At 41.9% G+C, this 24,024-nt stretch carries 13 protein-coding genes; 10 read left to right on the plus strand and 3 right to left on the minus strand.

Annotated elements, in window-relative coordinates; all coding sequences use genetic code 11:
* Positions 1–45: 45 nt before the first annotated feature.
* Positions 46–399, minus strand: a complete 354-nt coding sequence (locus tag J2Z48_RS01640) for a nuclear transport factor 2 family protein (RefSeq protein ID WP_307250350.1) — start codon at positions 397–399, stop codon at positions 46–48.
* Positions 400–744: 345 nt separating this feature from the next.
* On the minus strand, positions 745–3,459 hold the full coding sequence (gene acnA, locus J2Z48_RS01645) for an aconitate hydratase AcnA (RefSeq protein ID WP_307250352.1): 2,715 nt from the start codon (positions 3,457–3,459) through the stop codon (positions 745–747).
* A 277-nt stretch (positions 3,460–3,736) separates the two neighbouring features.
* Between acnA and J2Z48_RS01650 the strand changes: the two genes are divergently transcribed.
* The 5 genes from J2Z48_RS01650 (at position 3,737) to J2Z48_RS01670 (ending at position 7,786) form a co-directional block, all read left to right on the plus strand.
* Positions 3,737–4,477 carry an IclR family transcriptional regulator gene (locus J2Z48_RS01650; protein WP_307250354.1) on the plus strand — a complete coding sequence of 247 codons (741 nt, stop codon included), beginning with the start codon at positions 3,737–3,739 and terminating at the stop codon, positions 4,475–4,477.
* A gap of 197 nt (positions 4,478–4,674) precedes the next feature.
* Entirely contained in the window at positions 4,675–6,087 is a 1,413-nt protein-coding gene (locus J2Z48_RS01655; protein ID WP_307250356.1) for an RtcB family protein, read from the plus strand.
* A gap of 60 nt (positions 6,088–6,147) precedes the next feature.
* The gene (locus J2Z48_RS01660; protein WP_307250358.1) at positions 6,148–6,588 is read left to right on the plus strand and encodes a BrxA/BrxB family bacilliredoxin; all 441 of its coding nucleotides are present in this window, start codon (positions 6,148–6,150) and stop codon (positions 6,586–6,588) included.
* Positions 6,589–6,746: 158 nt separating this feature from the next.
* Positions 6,747–7,427, plus strand: coding sequence for a hypothetical protein (locus J2Z48_RS01665; protein ID WP_307250359.1), 681 nt, complete (start codon positions 6,747–6,749; stop codon positions 7,425–7,427).
* A gap of 218 nt (positions 7,428–7,645) precedes the next feature.
* Positions 7,646–7,786 carry a hypothetical protein gene (locus tag J2Z48_RS01670; RefSeq protein WP_307250361.1) on the plus strand — a complete coding sequence of 47 codons (141 nt, stop codon included), beginning with the start codon at positions 7,646–7,648 and terminating at the stop codon, positions 7,784–7,786.
* On the opposite strand, the gene J2Z48_RS01675 is transcribed toward J2Z48_RS01670, so the two are convergent.
* Positions 7,787–8,329: a hypothetical protein gene (locus tag J2Z48_RS01675; RefSeq protein WP_307250363.1), complete on the minus strand. Its 543-nt coding sequence runs from the start codon at positions 8,327–8,329 to the stop codon at positions 7,787–7,789.
* Between the two features lie 488 nt (positions 8,330–8,817).
* Here J2Z48_RS01675 and J2Z48_RS01680 point away from each other — a divergent pair, with 488 nt between their 5' ends.
* From J2Z48_RS01680 to J2Z48_RS01700, 5 genes are all read left to right on the plus strand, one after another.
* Positions 8,818–9,720: a helix-turn-helix domain-containing protein gene (locus J2Z48_RS01680; RefSeq protein ID WP_307250364.1), complete on the plus strand. Its 903-nt coding sequence runs from the start codon at positions 8,818–8,820 to the stop codon at positions 9,718–9,720.
* A 553-nt stretch (positions 9,721–10,273) separates the two neighbouring features.
* A complete protein-coding gene (locus J2Z48_RS01685; RefSeq protein WP_307250366.1) occupies positions 10,274–10,780 on the plus strand; it encodes a sterol desaturase family protein in 507 nt (168 codons plus the stop codon).
* A 17-nt stretch (positions 10,781–10,797) separates the two neighbouring features.
* Positions 10,798–15,267, plus strand: a complete 4,470-nt coding sequence (locus tag J2Z48_RS01690) for a non-ribosomal peptide synthetase (RefSeq protein WP_307250427.1) — start codon at positions 10,798–10,800, stop codon at positions 15,265–15,267.
* 30 nt (positions 15,268–15,297) lie between these two features.
* Positions 15,298–16,722 (plus strand): aminotransferase class I/II-fold pyridoxal phosphate-dependent enzyme, encoded by a 1,425-nt coding sequence (locus tag J2Z48_RS01695; protein WP_307250367.1) that lies wholly within the window; start codon positions 15,298–15,300, stop codon positions 16,720–16,722.
* 28 nt (positions 16,723–16,750) lie between these two features.
* Positions 16,751–24,022: a non-ribosomal peptide synthetase gene (locus tag J2Z48_RS01700; RefSeq protein WP_307250369.1), complete on the plus strand. Its 7,272-nt coding sequence runs from the start codon at positions 16,751–16,753 to the stop codon at positions 24,020–24,022.
* Positions 24,023–24,024: the final 2 nt, after the last annotated feature.

Below are 24,024 nucleotides of genomic sequence, written 5' to 3' on the forward strand. Positions count from 1 at the left end.
ATTACCCTTTAAATTATGCTAAGTAGACTCACTCCTATCTGTTTATTAGGATTGAGTAGGAGTTCCTTGATGAAAGACCATCTTCCATTTTCTATTAAACTGCTTCCAAATAGAGCTACGCAACGTGGTTAGCTCTCTGATTTCATCGTGAATACGATACGTTACCATAACCACATCATCTGCCAATGGATGGAGTTGAAACTGAGTAAGCGTTAACTTCCGGGTATCACGAGAGCCAATCATGTCATAATCCTTTCTTACCCACACATTTCCCGAACTACCAAATTCAAAATAGGTATCAGATAGATACTTCTCATAAAGTTCTTTCGTTGGTTTGAGTAATGTTGTTTCTAGTTCGAATAGGTAATTTTCTAAGATTGCTAGGTCTGTATTATTCAATTTATGATAACTCCTTTTGGTAAGATTGGATCCGTAAGGCTAAGATATAGTGTACAACTCTAGAGAAGGGTTGATCTACCCATTTTTCTTTCCGTAGGATTCTCTCAAAAGAACAAAATCGGCTGATTTTATGTGATGTAAGCATCTAATCCTGCGAACAGTTGTTTTCGATTTTGAAATATTATCCGATAATTGGAAATGGGATACATGCCCCGGGACCAACTCTAATCAATAGCCCTAATCTCTAAACTTTTCTCCAAATGATCCACATTATACAAAGAACAGCCTCCTTCACATCGAAAGAGGCTGTTTGCATGAAATCATACAATATGGTTAAACGAAAGCTTACACGTTCACTTCTGTACTAAGGATTTGACGAAGTACTGTTTGTAAGATACCACCATTACGGTAGTACTCCACATCTACTACGCTATCCAAACGTGCTTTTGCATCAAATTCTACAACAGAACCATCTGCTTTGGTTACACGAACTTGCAAGATTTGACCTGGTTCAACTTGATCGTTTAGACCCGGAATATCAATGATTTCTTCACCTGTTAGATCGAGAGATTTCCAAGAGACACCGTTAGTGAACTCAAGAGGAAGTACACCCATACCTACTAAGTTACTACGATGGATCCGCTCGAAACTCTCAGCGACTACGGCTTTGACCCCAAGTAGGTTGGTACCTTTTGCCGCCCAGTCACGGGAGCTACCTGTACCATACTCTTTACCAGCGAAGATCACGAGTGGAATACCTGCTTCTTGATACTTCATCGAAGCATCATAGATCGAAGTTACCTGTCCGGTAGGAATATGCTTCGTGATGCCGCCTTCTGAGCCAGGAACCATTAGGTTACGCAGACGAATGTTAGCGAATGTTCCGCGGGTCATCACTTGGTCATTACCACGACGAGCACCATACGAGTTAAAGTCTTTTATATCCACATGCTTAGCTTGCAACAGCTGTCCAGCTGGACTAGATGGTTTAATGTTACCCGCTGGTGAGATGTGGTCGGTTGTGACGGAATCTCCAAGTAGTGCAAGTACACGAGCGCCTTGGATGTTTTGGATTGGGTCTACATCCGCGGATAGGTTTTGGAAGAATGGAGGCTCTTGGATATAAGTAGAGTCTGCATCCCAATCATAAAGAGTGCCTTCTGGAGCAGGGATTTGGTTCCAACGCTCATTGGCATCAAATACTTTGCCGTATTGTTCGATGAACTGCTCACGAGAGATTGCTTCGGACAATACTTGGCTTACTTCTGCAGAAGATGGCCAGATATCTTTAAGGAAGACAGGTTTTCCGTCTTTTCCTGTACCGATTGCTTCTTTTGCGAAATCGATGTCTACTGTACCTGCCAATGCATACGCAACTACAAGCGGCGGGGAAGCCAAGTAGTTTGCTTTTACAGATGGATGTACACGACCTTCGAAGTTACGGTTTCCAGAGAGCACGGAAGCGACTGTCAAATCATTGGACTCAATCGCATGACCGATATGATCTTCTAATGGGCCGGAGTTACCAATACAAGTTGCACATCCATAGCCGGCAATGTGGAAGCCAAGTGTCTCGAGTGATTCGAGTAAGTTGGACTTCACTAAGTAGTCGGTTACGACTTTTGAACCAGGTGTGAGTGAGCTTTTGACAAATGGTTTTACTTGAAGCCCAAGCTCAACCGCTTTTTTCGCTACTAAACCTGCACCAAGCATAACGCTAGGGTTAGAGGTGTTGGTACAACTTGTGATCGCTGCGATTACCACGGAGCCTGTTGTTAGTTCAAATGATTCACCATTTGGAGCTGTTACACTAGCCTTTTTCGCGATTTGCTCGTCGGTTAGACCAAATCCACGATCTTCTACTGGCTTTTTAAGGGTTTCGTTCCACTCTTGTTGCATGTTCGATAGCTCTACACGGTCCTGTGGACGCTTTGGACCTGATAAACTTGGCACAACTGTGCTAAGGTCTAGTTCAACCACGTCTGTGAAGATTGGATCTGGTGTTTCATCCGTGCGGAACATGCCTTGAGCGGTGTAGTATTCTTTTACGAGTTGTACAAGCTCTTCATCACGTCCGGTGTTGCGTAGGTAGTTAAGTGTTTCTTCGTCGATTGGGAAGAAGCCCATCGTTGCGCCGTATTCAGGAGCCATGTTAGCTACTGTAGCACGGTCAGCCAAGCTGATGCTGGAGAGACCTGAACCATAGAACTCAACGAATTTGCCAACTACACCTTTTTTACGAAGCATTTCGGTTACGGTTAAAGCTAAGTCGGTTGCGGTTGCACCGTCGGCTAGCTTTCCAGTTAATTTGAAACCGATCACGTCTGGCATGAGGAAGTAGAGAGGTTGCCCAAGCATACCTGCTTCCGCTTCGATTCCTCCAACACCCCAACCCAATACACCAAGACCGTTAATCATCGTGGTATGAGAATCGGTACCTACTAGAGAATCTGGGAAGGCAACGGTTTCGCCATTTTCTTCACGAGTTGCTACTACTGTTGCTAAATACTCCAGGTTCACTTGGTGAACGATTCCGGTAGCAGGTGGTACAGCACGGAAGTTAGTAAAAGAGTCTTTTGCCCAACGAAGGAGACGATAACGTTCTTCGTTTCGTTCAAATTCGAGTTGCATGTTGTATTCGAGCGAGTCAGGCGTACCTGCTTTGTCTACCATAACGGAGTGGTCGATAACGAGATCAACTGGGATAAGTGGGTTAATACGTTCTGGGTTTCCACCTACACGTTCCATAGCGGAACGAAGGGCAGCAAGATCGACTACAGCCGGAACCCCTGTGAAGTCTTGTAATACGATTCGTGCTGGTTTAAAAGCGATTTCTTTGTCTGAAGAAGCAGTATCCCAATTTGCCAGTTGTTCTACGTGTTCTTTGGTTACAGCTTTCCCATCATGTTGACGTACAGCGGCTTCTAAAAGAACCTTGATGGAATAAGGAAGTTTGGAGATGTTTCCGATTCCTTGCTCTTCTAAAGTACCTAGTCGAAAGTAAGTAAAATCTTTTCCATTTACGGTTAGTTTTGAGCGAGATTGAAAGAGATCTGACATTGAAAAGCCTCCTTTATAAAATGCAATGAAATCATTAAAGTTTTGTTATTTTGTTTCACCAGATGAAACGTCGTTTCTTTTTCAGTACTCATTATACAACTAACGAAACGAAATTGTATAGTGTTTTATCTAGAGAGAATAAGAATATTTTTAGTCCTTTCCTAATCTCTGAAGAAAGCAGTATAATAAAATGAAACATTGTTTCAAATTTAGAAGCTACATCTTATTATAGTCAATGTAGAGGATCCATGGAACTAAAGAGAAGGAAGGGACAGGGATGGAAGAGAAAAAGACCACAACCAGAGCGGCAGAGAGAGCGTTAGATATCCTCCTTTGTTTTGTGGAGAAACCAGAATTAGCGATGAGAGAGATTGTGGAGAAAACAGAATTAAGCAAGAGTACGGTCTTTCGTCTACTCGCTACCTTGGAAGCAAAAGGCTTTGTCAAACGTGATCCTGACACAGAAAAGTATAGCTTAGGCTTTCGGATCTGGGAGTTAGCGAATCATATTAATCGTTCTGATGATCCTGCCATTTTGTTCCTTCCTGAGATGGAACGTCTCCGAGATGATATTGATGAAACGGTTAGTTTATATGTGAGAGATGGCCTAGAGCGTGTACGGATTCAAGCGGTGGAGAGTCAGCAAGCGATTCGCCGAGTGGCTCCAATTGGTGCGCGATTGCCTCTATCGGTAGGTGCATCCAGTAAAGTGATCGTAGCCTATACAGAAGGTGATTTATTGGGAAGAGTTCTCTCTGATCCCATGTGGCCTTCCGGGATTGACCGAGACTTATACATAAAGCAATTACAAGAAATTCGCACACAAGAATATGCGATTAGTATGGAAGAACGAGAAGCTGGTACAGCGGCTGTTTCCGTGGCGATTCACAGTCGAGCCGGTAACCTGATCGCGGCCCTTGTCTTATCAGGACCGATCTCGCGTATGAATGAAGAACAGATGATTCAATATGTACCTCGTCTGGTGAAAGCGGCGAAGGAGATGGGAAAGCTAGTTTAGGATGAATAACATGGATACATAACAAAACACCTTCGAACACGCGTCTTGTTGATTCGAGGGTGTTTGTTATGTATCCATGAAACATGTTTACATTATGCATTCTGGGGAACATTTCATTTACTCAAGTACAGTAACATTTTTCTTTAAAAATAGGCTTCTTTTATGTTAATGAAAACGAATGATTAAAGGGTGATATTATGTTTCAACATCATGGTAAAAATCATCATGAAGTAACATTGCCACATGGGCAACTTCATTTGTTTGCAAATGAGGAAGTGTTTGCTTCATTTGAAGATCGTATCTATGAGATGGCAGATCATAATTTACGGATTCCACGAAATATATATATGAGCTATACACCAGATGCTCACATAGGAATTGGGACATGTATTGGAACTACCGCAGTCTGGAGTATGAAAGATGGCTTTGTTTCTCCGTCTATTGTCGGAAGCGATATTGGTTGTGGGATGAGGGTTCATCTGACATCTCTTCGAAAAGAAGATATACAAGATAAAGAGATCAGGCGAAAGTTAATAAAAGCGATTGAGAAATTTGTCCCGACAAAAGAACGAGATGGTAGCCATTATAACGAAATTAAGGTAGAAGAGATTGTACGAGAAGGTATCTATGGGTTGCCGCCTGAGTATGTATCAGATCGAGATCGCTCTACTACCTACGTTGAACATGCGAAGTTTGAGTATGATCATAGTGTGTTAGAGCACATTTCGGGGAAACTGTGGAAGCGTGCTTGGAGGCAAATCGGGACGCTTGGTGGAGGAAATCATTTTATTGAGATTCAGTATCTACAGATTTCAGAGGATAAACGTGATATTGCGGAAAAATGGGGCTTATTTGATGGACAAGTAGTCGTCATGATTCACTCAGGATCGCGTGCTTGGGGAGGAATGCTCGGACCTAAATATACCAAGGAGTTTCGTGATGCAATGGATTTATGGGGTGTTGAAAATCCAGAGAAGAATCTCGTCTATGCACCGATCCAGTCGGAGGAAGGGCAAAGATATATTAATCTAATGTACGCAGCCCTTAATTATGCGGTCGTAAATCGTCATATGATTGCATACGGTGTTCATCAAGCATTCCAAAAGGTATTTGGTGAGGATATGGAATTCCCGGTTCTATATGATCTTATGCATAACTATGCTTTAAAGGAAATTCATCGTAATAAGCCGATGTTAGTTCACCGTAAAGGTGCGACAAGAGCACTGCCAGCAGGGCATTTCATGAATGCGAAGCCTTATAAAGAGACTGGACATCCTGCTTTGATCCCAGGATCGATGGGGACTGCTTCTTACATTATGGTGGGTGAGGAGCAGGGAGAAAAAAACTTTTATTCCATTTGTCATGGAGCAGGACGAATACGCTCTAGGCGTGCGACGAGGGAATTAGTTACGGTGGATGAATTTGCCGAGTCGCTTAAAGTAGGGACAGATGAAGAGATCTTAGTCAATCATCGTACCTTGAAAACGGTTCTAGATGAATGTCCACAAGCATATAAAGATGTGGATCAAATCATTGATTCAATTGCGGGTGCAGGTTTGGCTTCAGTGGTTGCAGAGTGTAAACCGATGGCTGTAGTAAAAGGAACCTAAAACGATCCATAGACGTTTTTTCCCGATTTGGATACAATAAATGAAGAAGGAGGGATAGATATGTCACAAAACTTTTATTTTCAACAAATGCAGATGATGGTTCAACCCATGCGAGATGAGCTAACTCGAATTGGTGTAAAAGAACTACGCACTCCAGAAGAAGTGCAGGAAGCATTCCAAGGTGAGGCAACGAATGGAACTTCTTTAGTTGTTGTAAACTCGGTTTGTGGTTGTGCTGCAGGACTTGCTCGTCCAGCAATCGCAGAATCCTTGAAACATGAGAAAACCCCCGACCACCTCTATACGGTGTTCGCTGGTCAAGATAAAGAAGCAACGGCAGAAGCCCGTCAATATTTCGAGGGTCAACCACCTTCCTCACCTTCTTTTGTCATCTTAAAAGACGGTAAATTAGTACATATGATTCATCGTCACGAGATTGAAGGCGTTTCATTGGAAGAGATTGCAGCCAATCTAACCAATGCTTACAACAAATATTGCTAGTAAATGTGAGAAATCCCCTTGTAGAGTTGAAAGTAACTTTACAAGGGGATTTTTTATGTATTTGAGTGTAGATAGACAGTGTTATATTAAAAAAACAATCTTTTTGATATAATCAAAACTAATGAAAAATACAGAAATGATCTCATAGGAGGCATAACATGAGAGTGAATCGATTGATTTCAGGTGCATTGATAGCAAGTTTATGTGCCATGGCTATCGGTTGTGGAACGGAGGCAACCAAACCAGAGAAGCCAAAAGAGGAGCAGGCATCTGTTCAACCGGCAGAGGATAGTGATCCAGTAGCGCTTCATGAGCCAAAGGTGGAGCAGTATTTAAACAAAGTAACAGAGATCGATCTGTTTCAGCTATCAAAAGACGAGCAGACTTTATACGATCAATTAAAAAAGAAATTTGATTATCCCTTACTCAAAGGCGTTGATCCCATCACCCAAACCAAATTACTCATTCACGCTCAGGGAATGGGGGATCACGGATTGGAGTACGATCTTTACCTACCCACAGCATCCAAAGATGAAGTTCTATTTAAAGTCGATAAAGATCAAATGATCTCAGCACCTGCCACACGTGAAGCCTATGTGAAGAAGAAAGCAGATCCAAAAGTAATGGAAAAGGCAAAAACCTTAAGTAAGGCAAAAATGAGAGCAGTCTATCATAAAGACTCCATTCCGCCGATTATTCAGATAGTATATGAAGCGCCTGGACAAGACAAAGGGAATTACCTCGCATTTCGAGAGTACGAGGGTATTTGGAGGATGGAATTTGATCTAAATACAGGATTTAGCAATGACGTGGACGATGAGGATGGCGTACAAAACTAACCTAAGAAAATGGCTTTAGTCTAAGTGACTGAAGCCTTTTTAATGGCTAAGAAAAAATGTTAAGTAGATATATTTTATAAGCATTGGATAGGATTGAAATGGGTATAGGAATAGGGAACATGCCTAGTGTGAGAAAGTAGAGCTTGTGAAGTAGCGAGAAACGAAGGACAAGATGAGCCGGTTTGATTACTTTTTCTGAATATCTTTCATAATGGGGGATGAAGGAACAGACTTGCTTTTCCACATCCTTGTTGGCTCACTATTTGAGCCGTGGCTCGTTACATGCCCCGGGACTTGAGCCAAAGGCAAATCCTATATCTGGCTCTCCTGCTCCAGTCATCAATAAAAAGTTAGGATAATCAGATAATTAACGCCGTATTATTCTGATGCGTAATGCTCTCAAGTAACGAAAGATATTCCTTTTGTAAAATAATATCTGACTGAGACAATGCCTTGCCAATCGGATGAGTCTCAAGTATTTGAGGTCGAGGTAGTTTATGATCTAAACATAATTGGATCGTTTCTTCTATTTGTTGCGAATCCATTAATTGAATCGACATAAACAAACGTAAATCGATATTCAATTTTTGTAAGTCCCTTTTCACTGTGCGTATTTCTTGAAAGTCTATTTTATGGCTCTCATGATTCTTCTGATTAAATATAAGATCAAAGTAGAGAGGAAACGAAGTGAATGTATGTGTAAATAACTTATTCTCATGGATCTGTAAGTCATCCATCAAAATTTGTATGGTTAATGGGTAAGGAGTAGATTGGATTAAGGTATCAATTGGATAGGGATCATGTAGATAATCAGTGCCGCTACATATGATTTCCTGAATCGAATGATTGAATGAATAATAGGATTCGAAAGAAGGACGAACTCCATCCTCTCCTTCATCCATGGGTCTCTTTTTATCTAGGATGGAATGATTCTCCAAAAAGGCGACGGTAGGAGAAAACAGGAACAGATTCACATGATTCATGTCTGTGCGAATGATGTTCGACTCTACCTTTTGTGCATCGAATAATTGGAGATTTGTGTTGTTTAGCAGTTGGATTTGCCCATTATTTTGCAGGACGATATAGCTACTATCTATTTCGCGATAGGCAATGATTTTTTTAGGATTCCCTTTATTCCAAACGATAAGATCACCTCCTAGTATAAGAGTTCTTTACAATTATCAAACTTACACTACAAAAATATTGGTTGTAAAGAAAGGGATTCTCTGAATGAGATTCATAGATACAAACATGTAGCAATTTTTATTCAATTACAATCAATTTTGTATTAATATATAATAGAAGTTATTTTCAAACTTTAATACTTACAATCATGGTTGAAAATGGAACATTACCAGGACTGAACGAATGTTGGAAGGTGAAAATGAAAATGGATTTTTCGAGTGTTGGGGATAATATTAAACAGTTGCGAAAGACATTTGGTTTATCGCAAAAAGAACTAGCTGAAGGAATTTGTACACAAGCACAGATTAGCAAGATTGAAAATGGATCCATTTATCCTTTATCAACTACGTTGTACTTAATCTCTCGTAAGTTAGGTGTGGATGTTAACTACTTTTTTGATATTTGTGAGACACCGCGTCTTGACTATGCTCAAGAGGTGATTTTGTTAATTCAGGAATATAAAAGAAAGCGCGACTATGAGAAGATATATCGCATTGTAAAAGCAGAAAAGACAAATCCCGTATTCCAAACGCTACGAAACAAGCAGTTTCTCATTTGGCATGAGGGGATCTGTCTTTATTATTTGAAAAGTAATAGCGAGGAATGTTTGAATCTTTTAAAGCAAGCCTTGGATATGACTTTAAGCGCGATTGTTTCGTTACGAGAAGTAGAGATCTTGAATAGTATCGCCATTATCTATTGTGAAGAGAAAAACTATGTAGAAGCAAACACATACTTTGAAAAAGCAATTAAGCATTATGAAGTCTTGCCGTATAAAAATGATATCTCGATTATCGTTCGCGTCTATTACAACTATGCAAAGAGTCTAACGATAACAGGCGAGTATGAAAGGTCGATCGATTTTTGTAATCGTGGTATCCGAATTTGCCGTTCTAATGAAACTCTCTATTCATTAGGAGAGCTGATGTATCATACGGGCTTTAATTGGCTAAATGTGGGGAATCACATGAAAGCAATTCAGTATATGAAAGAATCTATTCGAATATTTGAATTGCAACAAAATCAGCAATTCATTCAACACGTTGAGACGGAAATTGCTAAGATATCGGATCATCCAGCTTCTGAGGAAATGGGAACGGGTGGCTAGTGGAAACATAATACCTTCCTGATCGGGATAGTTTGCTTCGTCTAGTGCGAAAGGACTATCCCTTTTTATTGCTGATAATTTTCTTACAAATATGATTTGTTTAACACAATCTGAATTATATTATTAGAGTTATTTTTTTCATGACATAGCATAGGAATTGATGCGAAATGGATGCCTGAAGTGTAGGGAACTCTTGCTGTGTCAAACGCATGATTATCGAGGGCGATCTATAATACTTTCAACAGGCACAAGTGCTTGAAAAAAGAGAGAATGAGGTGACAATCTTGAAAAAAGTAAATTACCTTCTATCAATGGTAGTAGTCGCTGTGGTTATGGGGACACCAGTTCTTTATACTCTTCCATTTCAACATTAATACATGAAATAAAAAAATTCACTAGCATTTAATATGCTCTATTTCGTAGTTACATGGGAAAGATATCCCTATTTTTTTACAGGATAACATGTAACTACTTTAGCAGTCTGGATACGAATGTAGTGAACAAAGATAAAACAGGATTGACCTATCTGAACACCAAGGAGACTATTCTGAGTATGGTTTTTGTTTTGAAATTAGTTGGATACTATTTGTTGTGCAATCTTTATTCATATGTGATGCACCGATTAGCTCATATTCCGAGTAAGAAAAATCCGCTTTTTATCATTCATCGGGAACATCATAAAAATAAGTATGATGATGCAAAACCAAGTCTTCCTGACTGGCCTAATTATTTTTTATGGTTTGGCAATCTACATGCAACGTTAGATGTTTGGATTACACTCACACTGCCGCACATCATTGTGATATGGGTGGATCCGGTTCCTGGACTCGTATTATTCGTAATCCACTATTTTTATGAAGTTTTCTTAGCTGCAACGGTTTTAGATCATAATCCTCGTATTAAGGGACCGATTACGAAATTCCTTGCTGTGGGTGAGTATCATATGAACCATCATTACTATGTGAAAGGGAATTATGGTTTTTATATTACCTTCTGGGATTTTGTCTTCGGAACCGTTTATAGGAAATCACAGCAGCATAGTAGGAAGAACAAGGCATAGAGGTGATTAAGCACGTGATGTCCCAAGAAGGAAATCGTTTTTTTCCACTGACGCATCCTCAAAAGCGAATCTGGTATATCGAAAAGCTCATTTCGGATTCTCCTCTGCACCATATTTGTGGTACAGCTGAATTAAAAGGGGAAATCGATCTAAAACGGTTAGAAGAAACGATTCTCTGCTTTTTGAAGAAACATGATTCCTTTCGATTGCATTTTTTTGAGGAAAACCAAGAAGTATATCAAATGGTAAGCGATTTTACTCTGGAGAAAATAGATTTCTTCGATTTTAGCCAGGATGAAGATCCATTATACCGTTGTAATCAATGGATTCAACAAGAAATAGAAAAACCGTTTTCTATGATAAACAATGATTTGTTTTATCTAGCAATCTATCGGACTAGCGAATCATGCTATGGACTATTTGTGAAGGTTCATCATTTGATTTTTGATGGTTGGTCCATTCATATATTGGCCAAGCAGATTTGCGAAATGTATGAAGGCATCGAGGATGGGCATAGAGCAGGATCTTACCTTGATTATATTGCAAAGGAACAACAATATTTACAGTCTGAAAGACTGCTGAAGAATAAAGAGTTTTGGATGAAGAAGTTTGAGACATTGCCAGAGCTTCTTTTTGCTGAGAATCAAGATCGGTATGAAGGGAAGCGCAAATCGTTTCTCATGGATCCATCTCTTACAACGAAAATGAAAGCATTGGCGCAGAAATACCAGTGTTCTCTTAACGAGTGGTACATTATGTTGGTACAAATCTACTTACATAAGATGGTAGGGCGACGAGATATTGTGATGGGTACACCTGTGTATAATCGCTCTGGCAAGAAAGAGAAAGAGACGATTGGCATGTTTACTAGCACGATGCCGTTACGATGTGAAGTGGATGTAGATTCTTCTGTAACCGAATATCTCGAGACGGTGAAACGAGAGATTCGGCAGAGTTATATGCATCAAAAGTATCCATATGACTTACTAGCGAATGATCTTCAGTTACAGAAGCATGGTTATGATTCCTTATTCCAGCTCTGTGTCAACTACTACAATTTCCAAGCGAATAACCAATTGCTTGATCCTGAGGAGCTTTACAACGGACATCAATTATATCCTATGCAAATCGTAGTCAAGGAATGGTCCGAAGAAGGTAGTTTGCAACTTGACTTTGATTATAGAACAAGTGTGTTTACTGAAAATTATATTGAGCAGATGAACGCTCGAATGATCTATCTGGCTGAGCAAATTTTACAAAAACCAGATGCTTTAATCTGTGATTTAACGTTGTTATCTGACGCGGAAGTGAAGGAGCTCGTATACGAATTTAATCATACAGCGGCTGAATATCCAAAAGATAAAACGGTTACGGAACTGTTTGAAGAACAAGTGAAAAGTACCCCGCATAACATAGCTGTTTCTTGTCGGAATGAGTCTTTGACCTATGAAGAGTTAAATGGGAAAGCGAATCAATTGGCACGATCTTTAGTGAAGCGTGGGATTGGACGAGGTAGCATGGTAGGGATTTTGGCAGATCACTCACTCGATCTTCCTGTAGCTATCTTAGGAATATTGAAAACAGGTGCAGCTTACTTGCCGATCGATGTACAAACGGCTTCGGATAGGATTCAAGAGATTCTAGTAGATAGTGAAGCTTCTTTTCTCTTAACCAATCGAGAAGTGCCGGAAGATGTGGGCTTTATGGGTGATGTGATCAACTTCCAAGACCCACAATGGTATACAGGTGATGGATCCAATCTACAAGTGGAATGCTTCCCAAGTGATTTAGTGTACATGATCTACACATCCGGTTCTACGGGCAAGCCTAAAGGTGTGATGATCGAGCATAGAGGATTAAGTAACTATATTTGTTGGGCACAAAAGACGTATGTGAAAGACGCTGACGATTCTTTTGCATTATATTCCTCGCTCGCGTTTGACTTAACAGTCACTTCTATTTTTACGCCATTAATAGGTGGTAATCAAATTCGCGTTTACCCCGAAAGCGATGAGAATTTTGTGCTTTACGATATTTTAGAAGACAATCAAGCGTCGATTATGAAGTTGACTCCAGCGCATTTGTCTTTGTTGCAAGAGAAGACATTTTCAAACTCAAGGATAAAGAGATTGATTGTTGGGGGCGAGGAATTAAAAGGGTCGCTCGCGCAAAAGATTCAAGATGCCTTTCATGGAAAAGTTGAGATTTTGAATGAATACGGTCCAACTGAGACGGTTGTAGGTTGTATGATTCATCGATTTAATCCTACTACCGATCAAGAGGCTGCAGTTCCCATCGGGATTCCGGCGGATAATGTACAAATTTATCTGTTAGATGAAAAATTTCGACCTGTTCCCAAGGGATCTATTGGGGAGATGTATATATCGGGTGATGGAGTAGCAAGAGGCTACTGGAATCGCCCTGATTTAACGGCTCAGTGCTTTATTGATAATCCATTTATATTAGGTAAGAAGATGTACAAGACTGGGGATCTAGCGAAGTTTCTAGATCATGGCTTGATCGAGTATGTCGGTCGTAAAGACCAGCAGGTGAAACTAAGAGGATATCGCATTGAACTGACTGAGATTGAGTACCGCCTGATGAAACTTCCTTATGTGAAGGAAGCGGTGGTGATTGATCGGGTATTGAGTACAGGTCAAAAGCAACTATATGCCTACCTCGTAAAAGCGATTGATGATGGGATTTCAGCACTCGCCATCAAGCAAGACTTAGCGAAAGTACTGCCTGCGTATATGATTCCGGCACACTTCCTCTTTATCGATCAGATTCCGTTGACGAAGAATGGCAAGGTTGACCGAAATCAGTTGCCGATGGAGGAACGAAGGGCTATGGAAATAGACCCTGATCAAGTAGTGGGGGATCGAGAGCTACAAGTCCTTACGGTGCTTCAAGAGATTTTACAGGTCGATTCGGTTCACTTGCAGGATGATTTCTATCAATTGGGTGGCGACTCGATCAAAGCGATTCAGATTTCTTCGAAGCTGAAAAATGTGGGCTTGAAAATCAGAGCAAAGGATATACTCGCCCATTCTGCAATCCATGAGATGGTGGCATGTGTAGAGACGGATCAGAGTGAACAAAGGATTGATCAGGGGATGGCGGATGGGATGATTCCGTTATCTCCGATCGCATCCTGGTTTTTTTCACAATCGTTTCAAGAGGAGCATCATTGGAATCAATCGGTTCTATTACATCTAAATGAGCAGGTTGAAGACGATCAGATTGAGGCGATTATGGATGCATTGATTCGGCAGCATGATACACTGCGCATCAATGTGAACAGAGAGACTGGAACGATGTTTTACAATCCAGCTCATTTGCATAGACCGTTTCAACTGACGAGAGTTCATTTATCCCATCTCTCGTATGAAGACCAACAGGCGGAGATGGAGCGACTTGGCTTAGAGTTGAAATCGACGATGAATCTGGAAGAGGATCTCTTAATGGATGCTTGTTCGTTTGATTTAGGTGAACAAGGTAAGAGATTATTACTGACTGCGCACCATCTGATTATGGATGCGGTATCATGGAGAATTTTGCTGGGCGATATGGTTCAGTTACTGGGAAATTCGAGTCTATCGGATCGTTTACTGCCAAAGACACATTCATATCAGTATTGGGTAGATGAATTGAATTCATATGTGGAAACGTTGACAGTAGATGATATTCAATATTGGAAGTCGATGGGAAAGAGAACATCTGGATTTTCACCGTCTGTTGTGCAAAAGCATGTACAGCAGAAAGTGTCGACACTTCAAGATCAATTACATGCAGAAGAGACAAAGATGTTATTAACCAGTGCGAATGAAGCTTTTCACACAGAACCAGTTGAGTTATTGATTACATCGCTAGCTCTAGCGGTAAAAGAACATACGAATCAAAGCCGGGTTTGTATCGAAATGGAAGGGCATGGGCGTGAGGAATTTTCGCCTGGGCTTGATCTATCGAGAACGGTAGGCTGGTTTACAAGTATGTATCCGGTTGTTTTGGAAGTAGAGGATGGGACGTTCTCTACCCAGATGAAGTCGATGAAGGAGCAAATTCGCAGGGTTCCGAACAAAGGGCTTGATTATCTGATTCTCAAGCATATGTCTGATCATTTGCAAGATGGAGATGAGCCTCTCGTTCGCTTTAATTATCTAGGCGATTTTGATGCAACGGCTTATCCGAAATTCTTTACATTTGCCAGTGAGTCTTCTGGTTCTGAGATCGGTCCATTGAATCATCTAACGGCGGTGATGGACATTACCGCTATGATTGTGAATCAGGTATTACAGTTGTCTATTACGTATAGCGAAAGTCACTTTCATACCGAGACGATCTCCTCCTTTATGAAGCAATGGATGGGGCATCTGCGGGGGATCATAGAGCAATGTGGTAATCAGGAACAAACACAGTTTACACCTTCGGACTTTGAAACGGTAAATCTAAGTCAGGAGGAATTAGATTTGCTGACAGGCATATAAAACCTATAACAAAATGGAAGGAATCTTACATTGTCACTTAATGCTTACTACAATCAAGATATTGAAAAGTTGGAGATGTATCAACGGTTAATTCAGTATTGGAGCATGATGTTTGATCGGGAAAAAAAGATCGATGTGTTGGATAATATGAACTTTAATAATCAGTTGTTTCCTGAGATTTTTACGATGAAAGAAATCGCTGATTTCCATCCGATCGAACCAGGATATACTTCGCCAGATGGTTATACGGAAATGCATAATTTAATCCGCGCGTTAGAGTATGCACGACTCATCAAGCAAGAGCCGCATCGTGAAGAGATCGCGAAATCGTTGGTCAGTAGGGCGGGTATCGGCTGTGGGAACGGCTGTACCAATGTGATGAATGGGGTTATTAACTCGATTCTAAAAGTGAAGCGTGAAACGGATCAGGTAGAAGCGCCAGAAGTGATCTTGATTTTGCCAAACTATACGGTGTATACGGCGCAATTATCCAATTTACACGGAAAAGTACATCCTGTCTATGTGTACACGAAGCAGGAGAATGATTTCTTACCTACATTTGAAGAAATTCAGAGTGCGATTACGCCGAATACGGTTGCAGTGGTGATCACGTATCCGAATAACCCAGCGCAGTCTACGTATGAGGGCGATAATGTACAAGAATTAAAGAAAATCGTCGATATTTGCCAAGAAAATGAAATCTACTTAGTTGTGGATAACATTTATCAAGATTTAGTGTTTCCGAGTAACCGACCGTTTACGGAAATCTTTAATCTGACGGATCGACTTGATTATGTGGTAAAAGTGTATGGCTGCTCGAAGGATACGCCGTTTTATTCAGGTTATCGGACGGGTTATTGGTTCGGAGATCCTGCCTTAATGGATAAGTATAAATACGTCATTTCAGCGACCGAGAATAGTTTAAATACGCAATCTCTCGTGTATTTCGCGCTGAATCTATATTTTAAATATCTTGCATTGAATGAAGCTGAGCCATCTGTGGAGGATATGAAGTATTTTTCTCAAGGGATCTTTGGCTGGGGACAAGCTGTGGATGAACAGCAGCTTTTTACCAAAATGGAGTTGCTTGAGTTGTATCCGAAGTATTTGTCCAGATTGAAGCAATCGGACGATGTACAAGAAGATGCATTAAAGCAAGTGATTCAGTTTGTGGAGCAATCGCATGTGTTCTCCGATTATTCGAATCAAAATATTGGTAATGTATTCTTTATTAAGATCAATTCGGAGTATGCGTTTGAGAATGATAATGAGTTTTTCAAGTTTTTATTCCATGAAGCCAAGATCGGTGTGCTTCCAGGGAATGTGTTTGGCATGCAATCAACTTCCGATGATGTCTGGTTCCGAATTACGCTGATTCACGATCCGGTGGATGAAATTATTCGTCATTTACGGAAGATCGAAGAGGCAGTGATTCATTCACGCCAGTACGTATAGAGACAAGAAACGAGAAGGGAGTACGTTCATGGCACAATCTGTGCAACCGAATCAAATAGAAGACATTCTTACCTTAACACCTACGCAAGAAGGCATTTTATACCACTGTCTAAAGGATTCTGTACAACAAATGTACGTTGGACAAGTGGCACTAGAAGTATCGGGTCAGATTCATGTGACCAATCTGGAAAAAGCGCTTCAGCTGGTCGTGCAGGAAAATGAGTGTTTACGGTCTGTTTTTAGATGGGAGAAACTGAGTCATCCGGTACAGGTGATTTTACGTCAAATGGACCACCGCATTGTAGAGCATGATTTGACGGCCTTAAGCGAGCAGGAGCAGAATGAGCGAATCGTTCAAATGGATGAGGAAGAACGAAGCAAGGGATTCGATCTGACAAAGGGTCCGTTACTTCGGATTTCGGCAAGTAAGGTTGGGGCTAAGCAGTACCGTGTGTTGGTAAACTTCCACCATATTATGATGGACGGTTGGTCGCTGGGGGTATTTTTGAGTGATTGGTTTGGGCGATACGGACAGCTTCAATCGAATCAAGTGGAGAAGAAGTTACATCCAAAAACGAAATATAAAGAGTATGTGAAATGGCTCGGTAAGCAAGAGACGGGTAAAGCAAAACAGTTTTGGAACCAAGTGCTGCAAAGCTGGGAACCCACAACGAAACTCCCGTATAAGCATGATAAAAAGGAAGCCAATCTTCATATGAATTCGGTGGTAACACCTTTATCAGATATCATGACTGAGGTGAGCTATTTTTCGAAAGAGGTTGGTGTAACGCCGAATACGATTCTAAACGTAGCATGGGGAATTATGTTGCAACGCTATAGTGGCAGTGACGATGTTACGTTTGGGCTAACGGTATCGGGTCGACCAGACGAGATGCAAGGCGTTGATCAGACAGTTGGTTTATTCATTAATACGGTTCCGGTTCGGGTTTCAACTGAATCACAGCAAACGGTTGCAGAGTTAATGAGTGCGGTGCACAAGCAAGCTGTTGAGATGAAAGAGTATGAGTACTTACCGCTAACCGATATCCATTCAGCAGCTAAGCTTCGTGGGAATGAATCGCTCTTTGATCATATTTTGGTGTTTGAAAACTACCCATTGGATGAGAAATTGCTTGAGGGTGCGTATCATGATTTCCAAATCACCCAGTATTCTGAGTGGGAACTGAATAACTATGATTTGACGGTGGCGTTTCTGTTAGCAGGAGAGCCGCATATGAAATTTGATTATATGGAAGGCTTATTTGATCGCCAGACGATGGAGCGGATGGCGGAACATTTCCAAGTGGTGCTGAAGCACATGATCAGTCATCCAGATGAATTGGTTCAGAATCTGGATATTCTTCCGGAGTGGGAGAGAGAGCTAACGGTTTTCCAATTTAATCAGACGGAGCAGGCATTTCCGAAAGATAAAACGGTATATCAACTCTTTGTAGAACAAGTGAAAGAGTCTCCTTCGATGAAGGCGGTTGTGTTCCAAGATGAAAGCATCACCTATGAGCAATTATTTGAACGGGTTCAGCGATTGGTGGGAAGACTTCAAAATCACGGGATTGCTCCAGGAAGTGTGATCTCGATTCAGCTAGATTGGTCGATTGATATGGTGGTAGCCATCATGGGGGCGCTGGGGACAGGTGCGGCGTATGTGCCGATTGATCCTCATTACCCAAGTGAGCGAATTGAGTACATTTTAAAAGATAGTCGATCGCAGTTGCTCATCACATCGACTGAATTCCGAGATGCGTCACGCGAAGTGATTTCCAACGTGATTGTGTTGGACAGTGAGGCAAATGATGTTCAACATCAGGCAGAAGCTGAGTTGATGGAAGTCATCTCTTCACCGAAGGATCTCGCTTATGTGATCTATACTTCAGGGTCAACGGGTCGTCCCAAAGGGGTCATGATTGAACAGGAATCGTTTGTTGAGTTTGTGACATGGGCGGTAAAAGAATACGAGCATCGCTTAGGTTATCAAGTGTTGTTGTCCAATTCATTTGCCTTTGATAGTTCGATTCAGCAAATCTTCCCGCCGCTTGTTTCGGGAGGCATGCTTCATTTGCTTCATCCTGATGTGAGAAAGGATGCTCGTCAGTATCTGGACTATTTGAAGCAGAATCGAATTAATAACATCGATGAGATTCCGGTGATTATGAATGTATTGATGGAGCAGATTGATGAATCGGACGAGCTTCCTCTATTGCCGGACTTAACTTGTCTTTCGTTGGGAAGCGAGTATGTGCCGATTGAGCTAGTGAAGAATTGCCGATTGTATCTCAATCGTGATGGACGAATTATTAACGGATATGGTCCGGCTGAAGCATCGGTGGAGACGTGTACCTATCATTTTGATGGTACTTCTGAGCATGAGATTTCCTTGGTGGGTAAGCCGAGAGATAATACGCGGGTCTATATTTTAGATCAGCACGGTCGCGTATGCCCGATTGGGATTCCAGGGGAAATCTGTGTGAGTGGAGTGGGACTTGCGAGAGGGTATCTGTATCAACCTGAGCTGACGAATGAGAAGTTTATCGCGAATTCGTTTAGTGGGATTCCGGGAGATCGACTCTATAAAACAGGTGATGCGGGTCGTTGGTTAGCGGATGGCAACGTGGAGTATGTAGGTAGAATCGATAATCAGGTAAAAATTCGCGGGTTCCGTGTGGAGCTGGGCGAGATTGAAAATGTGCTTCTTAAGCATCCCGAAATTAACGATGCGGTCGTGATTGCTCGTAAAAAAGGTAGTAGTAACACGGATATATGTGCCTTTTTGAAAGCAGAGTCGAAACTAGCAAAGCATGATGTGAATTCATTCTTGGCAGATAAGCTACCGGATTATATGATCCCGACACACTATGAGTATGTGGATTCGTACCCACTAACGCCAAACGGCAAGGTAGACCGAAAGTCATTAGCTCAGATAGAGCTTGCTGTAGCGGTTGATGAGCAAGATGGTTCAAGTGCGCGTCATGAGTTAGATGAACAGATCGTGGCGGTATGGAAAGAAGTGTTAGGTCTCGAAAACGTAGGGATTTATACAAACTTCTTCGAAACAGGTGGAAACTCGATTCAAATCATGCGGGTTTTTAACAAGTTGAAAAAGGTGATTCCGGATCTATCTTTCGAGATTAGTGACTTATTTACGTATAATACGATCGCGTCTTTGGCGGACTTTATGAATCAGCCAAATGAGGTAGAGGCTGAGAAGAAGCCTGTTTCTATCATGGAAGAGCGAGAGGAATTAGGCGAGTCAGCTGAAGCAACTACGACTCGAGATGTCGCGATAATCGGAATTAGTGCAAGACTACCCGGTGCCGACGATGTGGACGAGTGGTGGGAGTTGTTACGCCAAGGGAAAAGTAGTATTCGGGAGATTCCTGAATCAAGGAAACAGCTTGATCCAGGGCAAAATCCAGCAAAACAGTACTTACGCTACGGCTATATCGAGGGAATTGATCAGTTTGATCCGCAGTTTTTTAACATCTCACCCAAGCTAGCAAAAGATATGGACCCGAATCAACGAATCATGCTGGAAACGGTCAACGATACGGTTGAAGATGCAGGTTATCCACGTGAGAAATTGATGAATCAAAACGTGGGTGTGTTTATGGGATCGGTTATGCCGAGCTACATAAATCATGTGGATGTCAAAGTAGATGAGCTATTGGCGAGTAATCTACCAGCTAATCTAGCAGGTCGAGTCTCCTATCATTTTGGATTAAATGGGCCTTCGATGGTGATTGATACCGCATGTTCCTCTTCTCTAGTTGTTCTTCATTCAGCGATGAATGCATTGCGCTACGGTGAGTGTGAGATGGCTCTAGTAGGCGGCGTTCATATCGAGATTGATCATATTCGCAAAGAGATCGCCATGGGATCGGGAATTGTTTCGCCAACGGAGACATGCCGGGCGTTTTCGGATGACGCAGATGGAACGATCGGTGGCGAAGGAAGCATTTGTATCATGGTGAAGCCGCTAGAAAAAGCTGTAGCAGATCAGGATCATATCTACGGAGTGATCAAAGGAAGCGCGGTTGTACAAGATGGTGCGAGATCGAACGGGATGACAGCTCCAAGCCCGGATGCACAGGCAGAGACGATCGTTCGAGCGTGGAAAGATGCGAAGATTGATCCAACGACGATCTCCTATATCGAAGCACATGGTACAGGGACGAAGCTGGGTGATCCGATCGAGGTGAAGGGGATCCGGAAAGCTTATGAATCCTATACCGATCAAAAGCAATTTATCGCAATGGGTTCTGTGAAGACGAACATGGGCCATTTGGATAGTGCAGCAGGACTGGTGGGTCTAGTAAAGACCGTATTAAGTTTGCAAAATGGCATGATTCCACCGTCGCTTCATTATACGAAGCCAAATGCGTTTATCGACTTTGCAAATTCGCCTGTTTATATCAATACGAACCTCCAAACATGGGAGAAACCAGAAGGACATCCACGCAGAGCAGGGATTAGTTCATTTGGATTAAGCGGGACCAATGTGCATGTGGTAGTTGAGGAGTATGAGCAACCGAAAACAACTTCCGATCAAGCGCATCTAGTTACGGTATCTGCTCCGACTGAGAAGGTATTACATGAGAAAATAAGCGACCTAAAGCGAGATCTATCGAGAAATCGCCAGAGTGAGCTAGCTGATATCAGCTATACCTTAAACTGTCGCCGAAATCATGATTCCTATCGTTTTTCAACGGTTGTGAGGGATAAGGAAGAGTTGTCGCGGGTCTTGGAAGAGATGCAGGGCATGGATAAGAAGCCGGTCAAACGAGTGAAGAAGATCGTTTTATGGATTCCAGACTATGCAGTGGGAATGGAAGAATTATGGGCGGATCTAAGTCAAACGGGTTGGCTAGATGAATCCATCACGAGCAAGCTCCAACCACTTCTAGATGATTCATCAGATCCGAAAGAGAAATATGTAGCGTTTGTATCCAGTCTCTATCATCTACTACGTGAGCTAGGAATCGAAGTAGAGATAGAGGGAGAAGGATTAGGTGTAGCGGCTAGGGAGTTCATTCTAGGGACCAGTTCGTTGGCAGATGTGATGAAGGGTGTAGGCGGATCTCAGGTTGTGAGCGAGCAGAATCAGGCTATGTCAGAGGATTTATCCAAATATGGTGAAGATACTCTGATTCTATCTGTAGGGAGTCGTTTATCCAGTGACTTCGCGTCGGATGAGTGCGGCGGTGTAGAGGTACTCGATTTGTTCACGTTGGAAAAGAAAGAGCAAGACTTCTTATCCGTACTATCTTATCTGTATCAAATGGGCTATAACCTTCATTTTGAAGCGATTCAAAAAGGCAGAACCGTTCCTCTTCCAACGTATCCATTCCAACGTAAATCGTATTGGTTTGATCAATCGAAAAAACAAAAGAGTGGATCGTCCTTATTCAATCAGGATCCGTTGGAGTCTACTAAAGTAAATGAAGAACTCATGCATCATTTTGAGTGGGCGGTGTCTGAATTACCGTCGAATCTTTCATCACGAAGCTTAAAAGGTGCTGTCTTGATCATCACAGACCGTGATAGTGGAACCAATCATGCTCCGTTAGTAGAGAAGTTTACAGAGCATGGGCATCGCGTGATTCAGCTTCAGTATGGTCAACAGTATCGAAATATGGCTGTCGACCAGATGGAGATTCATCCGTACGAAGAAGAGCATTTTGCTAGAGTGATGAAGGAATTAGTAGAATCAGGAGTCTCCATTGGAGCTGTGATTGATCTATCTCGTTTTCAATCTACTTCTCTAGCAAATGTGTCTATGTGGGACTATGAAAAGTTGGGAGAGAAGCTCGTTGCTTCGATCCATCCAACTTTAAATCTAGTAAAGAGTATCGCAACTCTGGGTGTGAATCACCCTGTTTACACCTTCTTCATCACCCAACAAGCATACTCGATAGGAGCAAATGACCACTATGTGAATCCTCTTTATAGTTCTACCCTTGCTTTAAGTAGAACGATGAATAGGGAGTACGATCAGGTTCAATCGTTCTGTATCGATGTGAATGAAGGTCCTTTCGATACGATCGCTCAGGTGATCTATGAGGAAGTGTCGAGGAATAATCTGATTCGGGAAGTGGCGTACCGAGATGGAAAGCGATATACGAAAACGCTAAAGAGGCTGCCAATCGAATCGATGCCGAAGCGAGAGATGATCCGAGAAAGCGGTGTCTACTTAGTAACAGGTGGAACAGGTGGGATTGCGAAAGAGATTTGCCAGTCGATTGCGAGTAGACATAGTGTAACGATGATTCTCGTGGGACGTACGAGTGAATCGAATTTGAGTAGCCAGCAAGTAGAAACGATAAATACGATTCGCGGGCTAGGTTCAAAAGTGCAATACTACCAAGCAGATGTAGCGAGTTTAGCCGAAATGACGAAAGTAGTGGATGGTGTAGCGGCGCGATTTGGCAAAGTGGATGGAGTGATCCATACAGCAGGAATTTTAGGGAAACCTGTTTCGTTGCGAGATTCGGGACTGGAAGATTACACAGCCGTAATGGAAGCAAAGGTGAACGGGACGCTTGTTCTCGATCAGTTGCTAAAAGAACATTATGTCGATTTCTTCCTCGTATTCTCATCTGTGGATGCCGTTCTATCAGAAAAAATGATTGCTCCTTATGCATGTGCCAATGCATTCCTAGATAGCTATACAACCCTGCAACGTCAAATGGGGAAACGATTTATTTCGATCCAATGGGGTGGATGGCAAAACACGGGTATGGGCGATGTACAAAGAGAAAAAGAGAACCATTCGTCTGTGGACAAAATTAAGCGATTATCGCCGCTTATTCTTGGATTTAATCGAAATGATGGAGTCGCTGCGTTTCATGCGGTTCTTGATGCCAATGTAAGTCCTGCTTTTGTAAGTGGTTTGAATCAAGAAGATATCGAGGAAGTTCGTGGGCTCTCCTTCTTTGAAATCCATTCACAATTGCTAGTGAAGCCAGAAGTATCACAAGCCCAAGCGTCGTGGACATTCGAGCAGATTTCGGAAGCGGTTACGAAATCGTGGAGAGAGATCTTAGAGTTTGAAGAGGATGAAGAACTCGATCCAACTGAAAGCTACTTCTCGCTTGGTGGGGATTCGATTCAAGGGATTGACATCATGGTAGAATTATCGAATTTGTTTAGCTTGAAAATGGATGCGGACACCATTTTCCGTTTCGACAGTGTTCAAGCACTTAGTCAGCATATATTCGATTCCCTTCAAAAGCCCAAAACCGCTCAAAAAATAAGATCGATCCCGAAGGCAAAGCCGATTCAATAAGC

Origin of the sequence: Croceifilum oryzae (assembly GCF_030814315.1) — a bacterium.
GTDB lineage: Bacteria > Bacillota > Bacilli > Thermoactinomycetales > Thermoactinomycetaceae > Baia > Baia oryzae.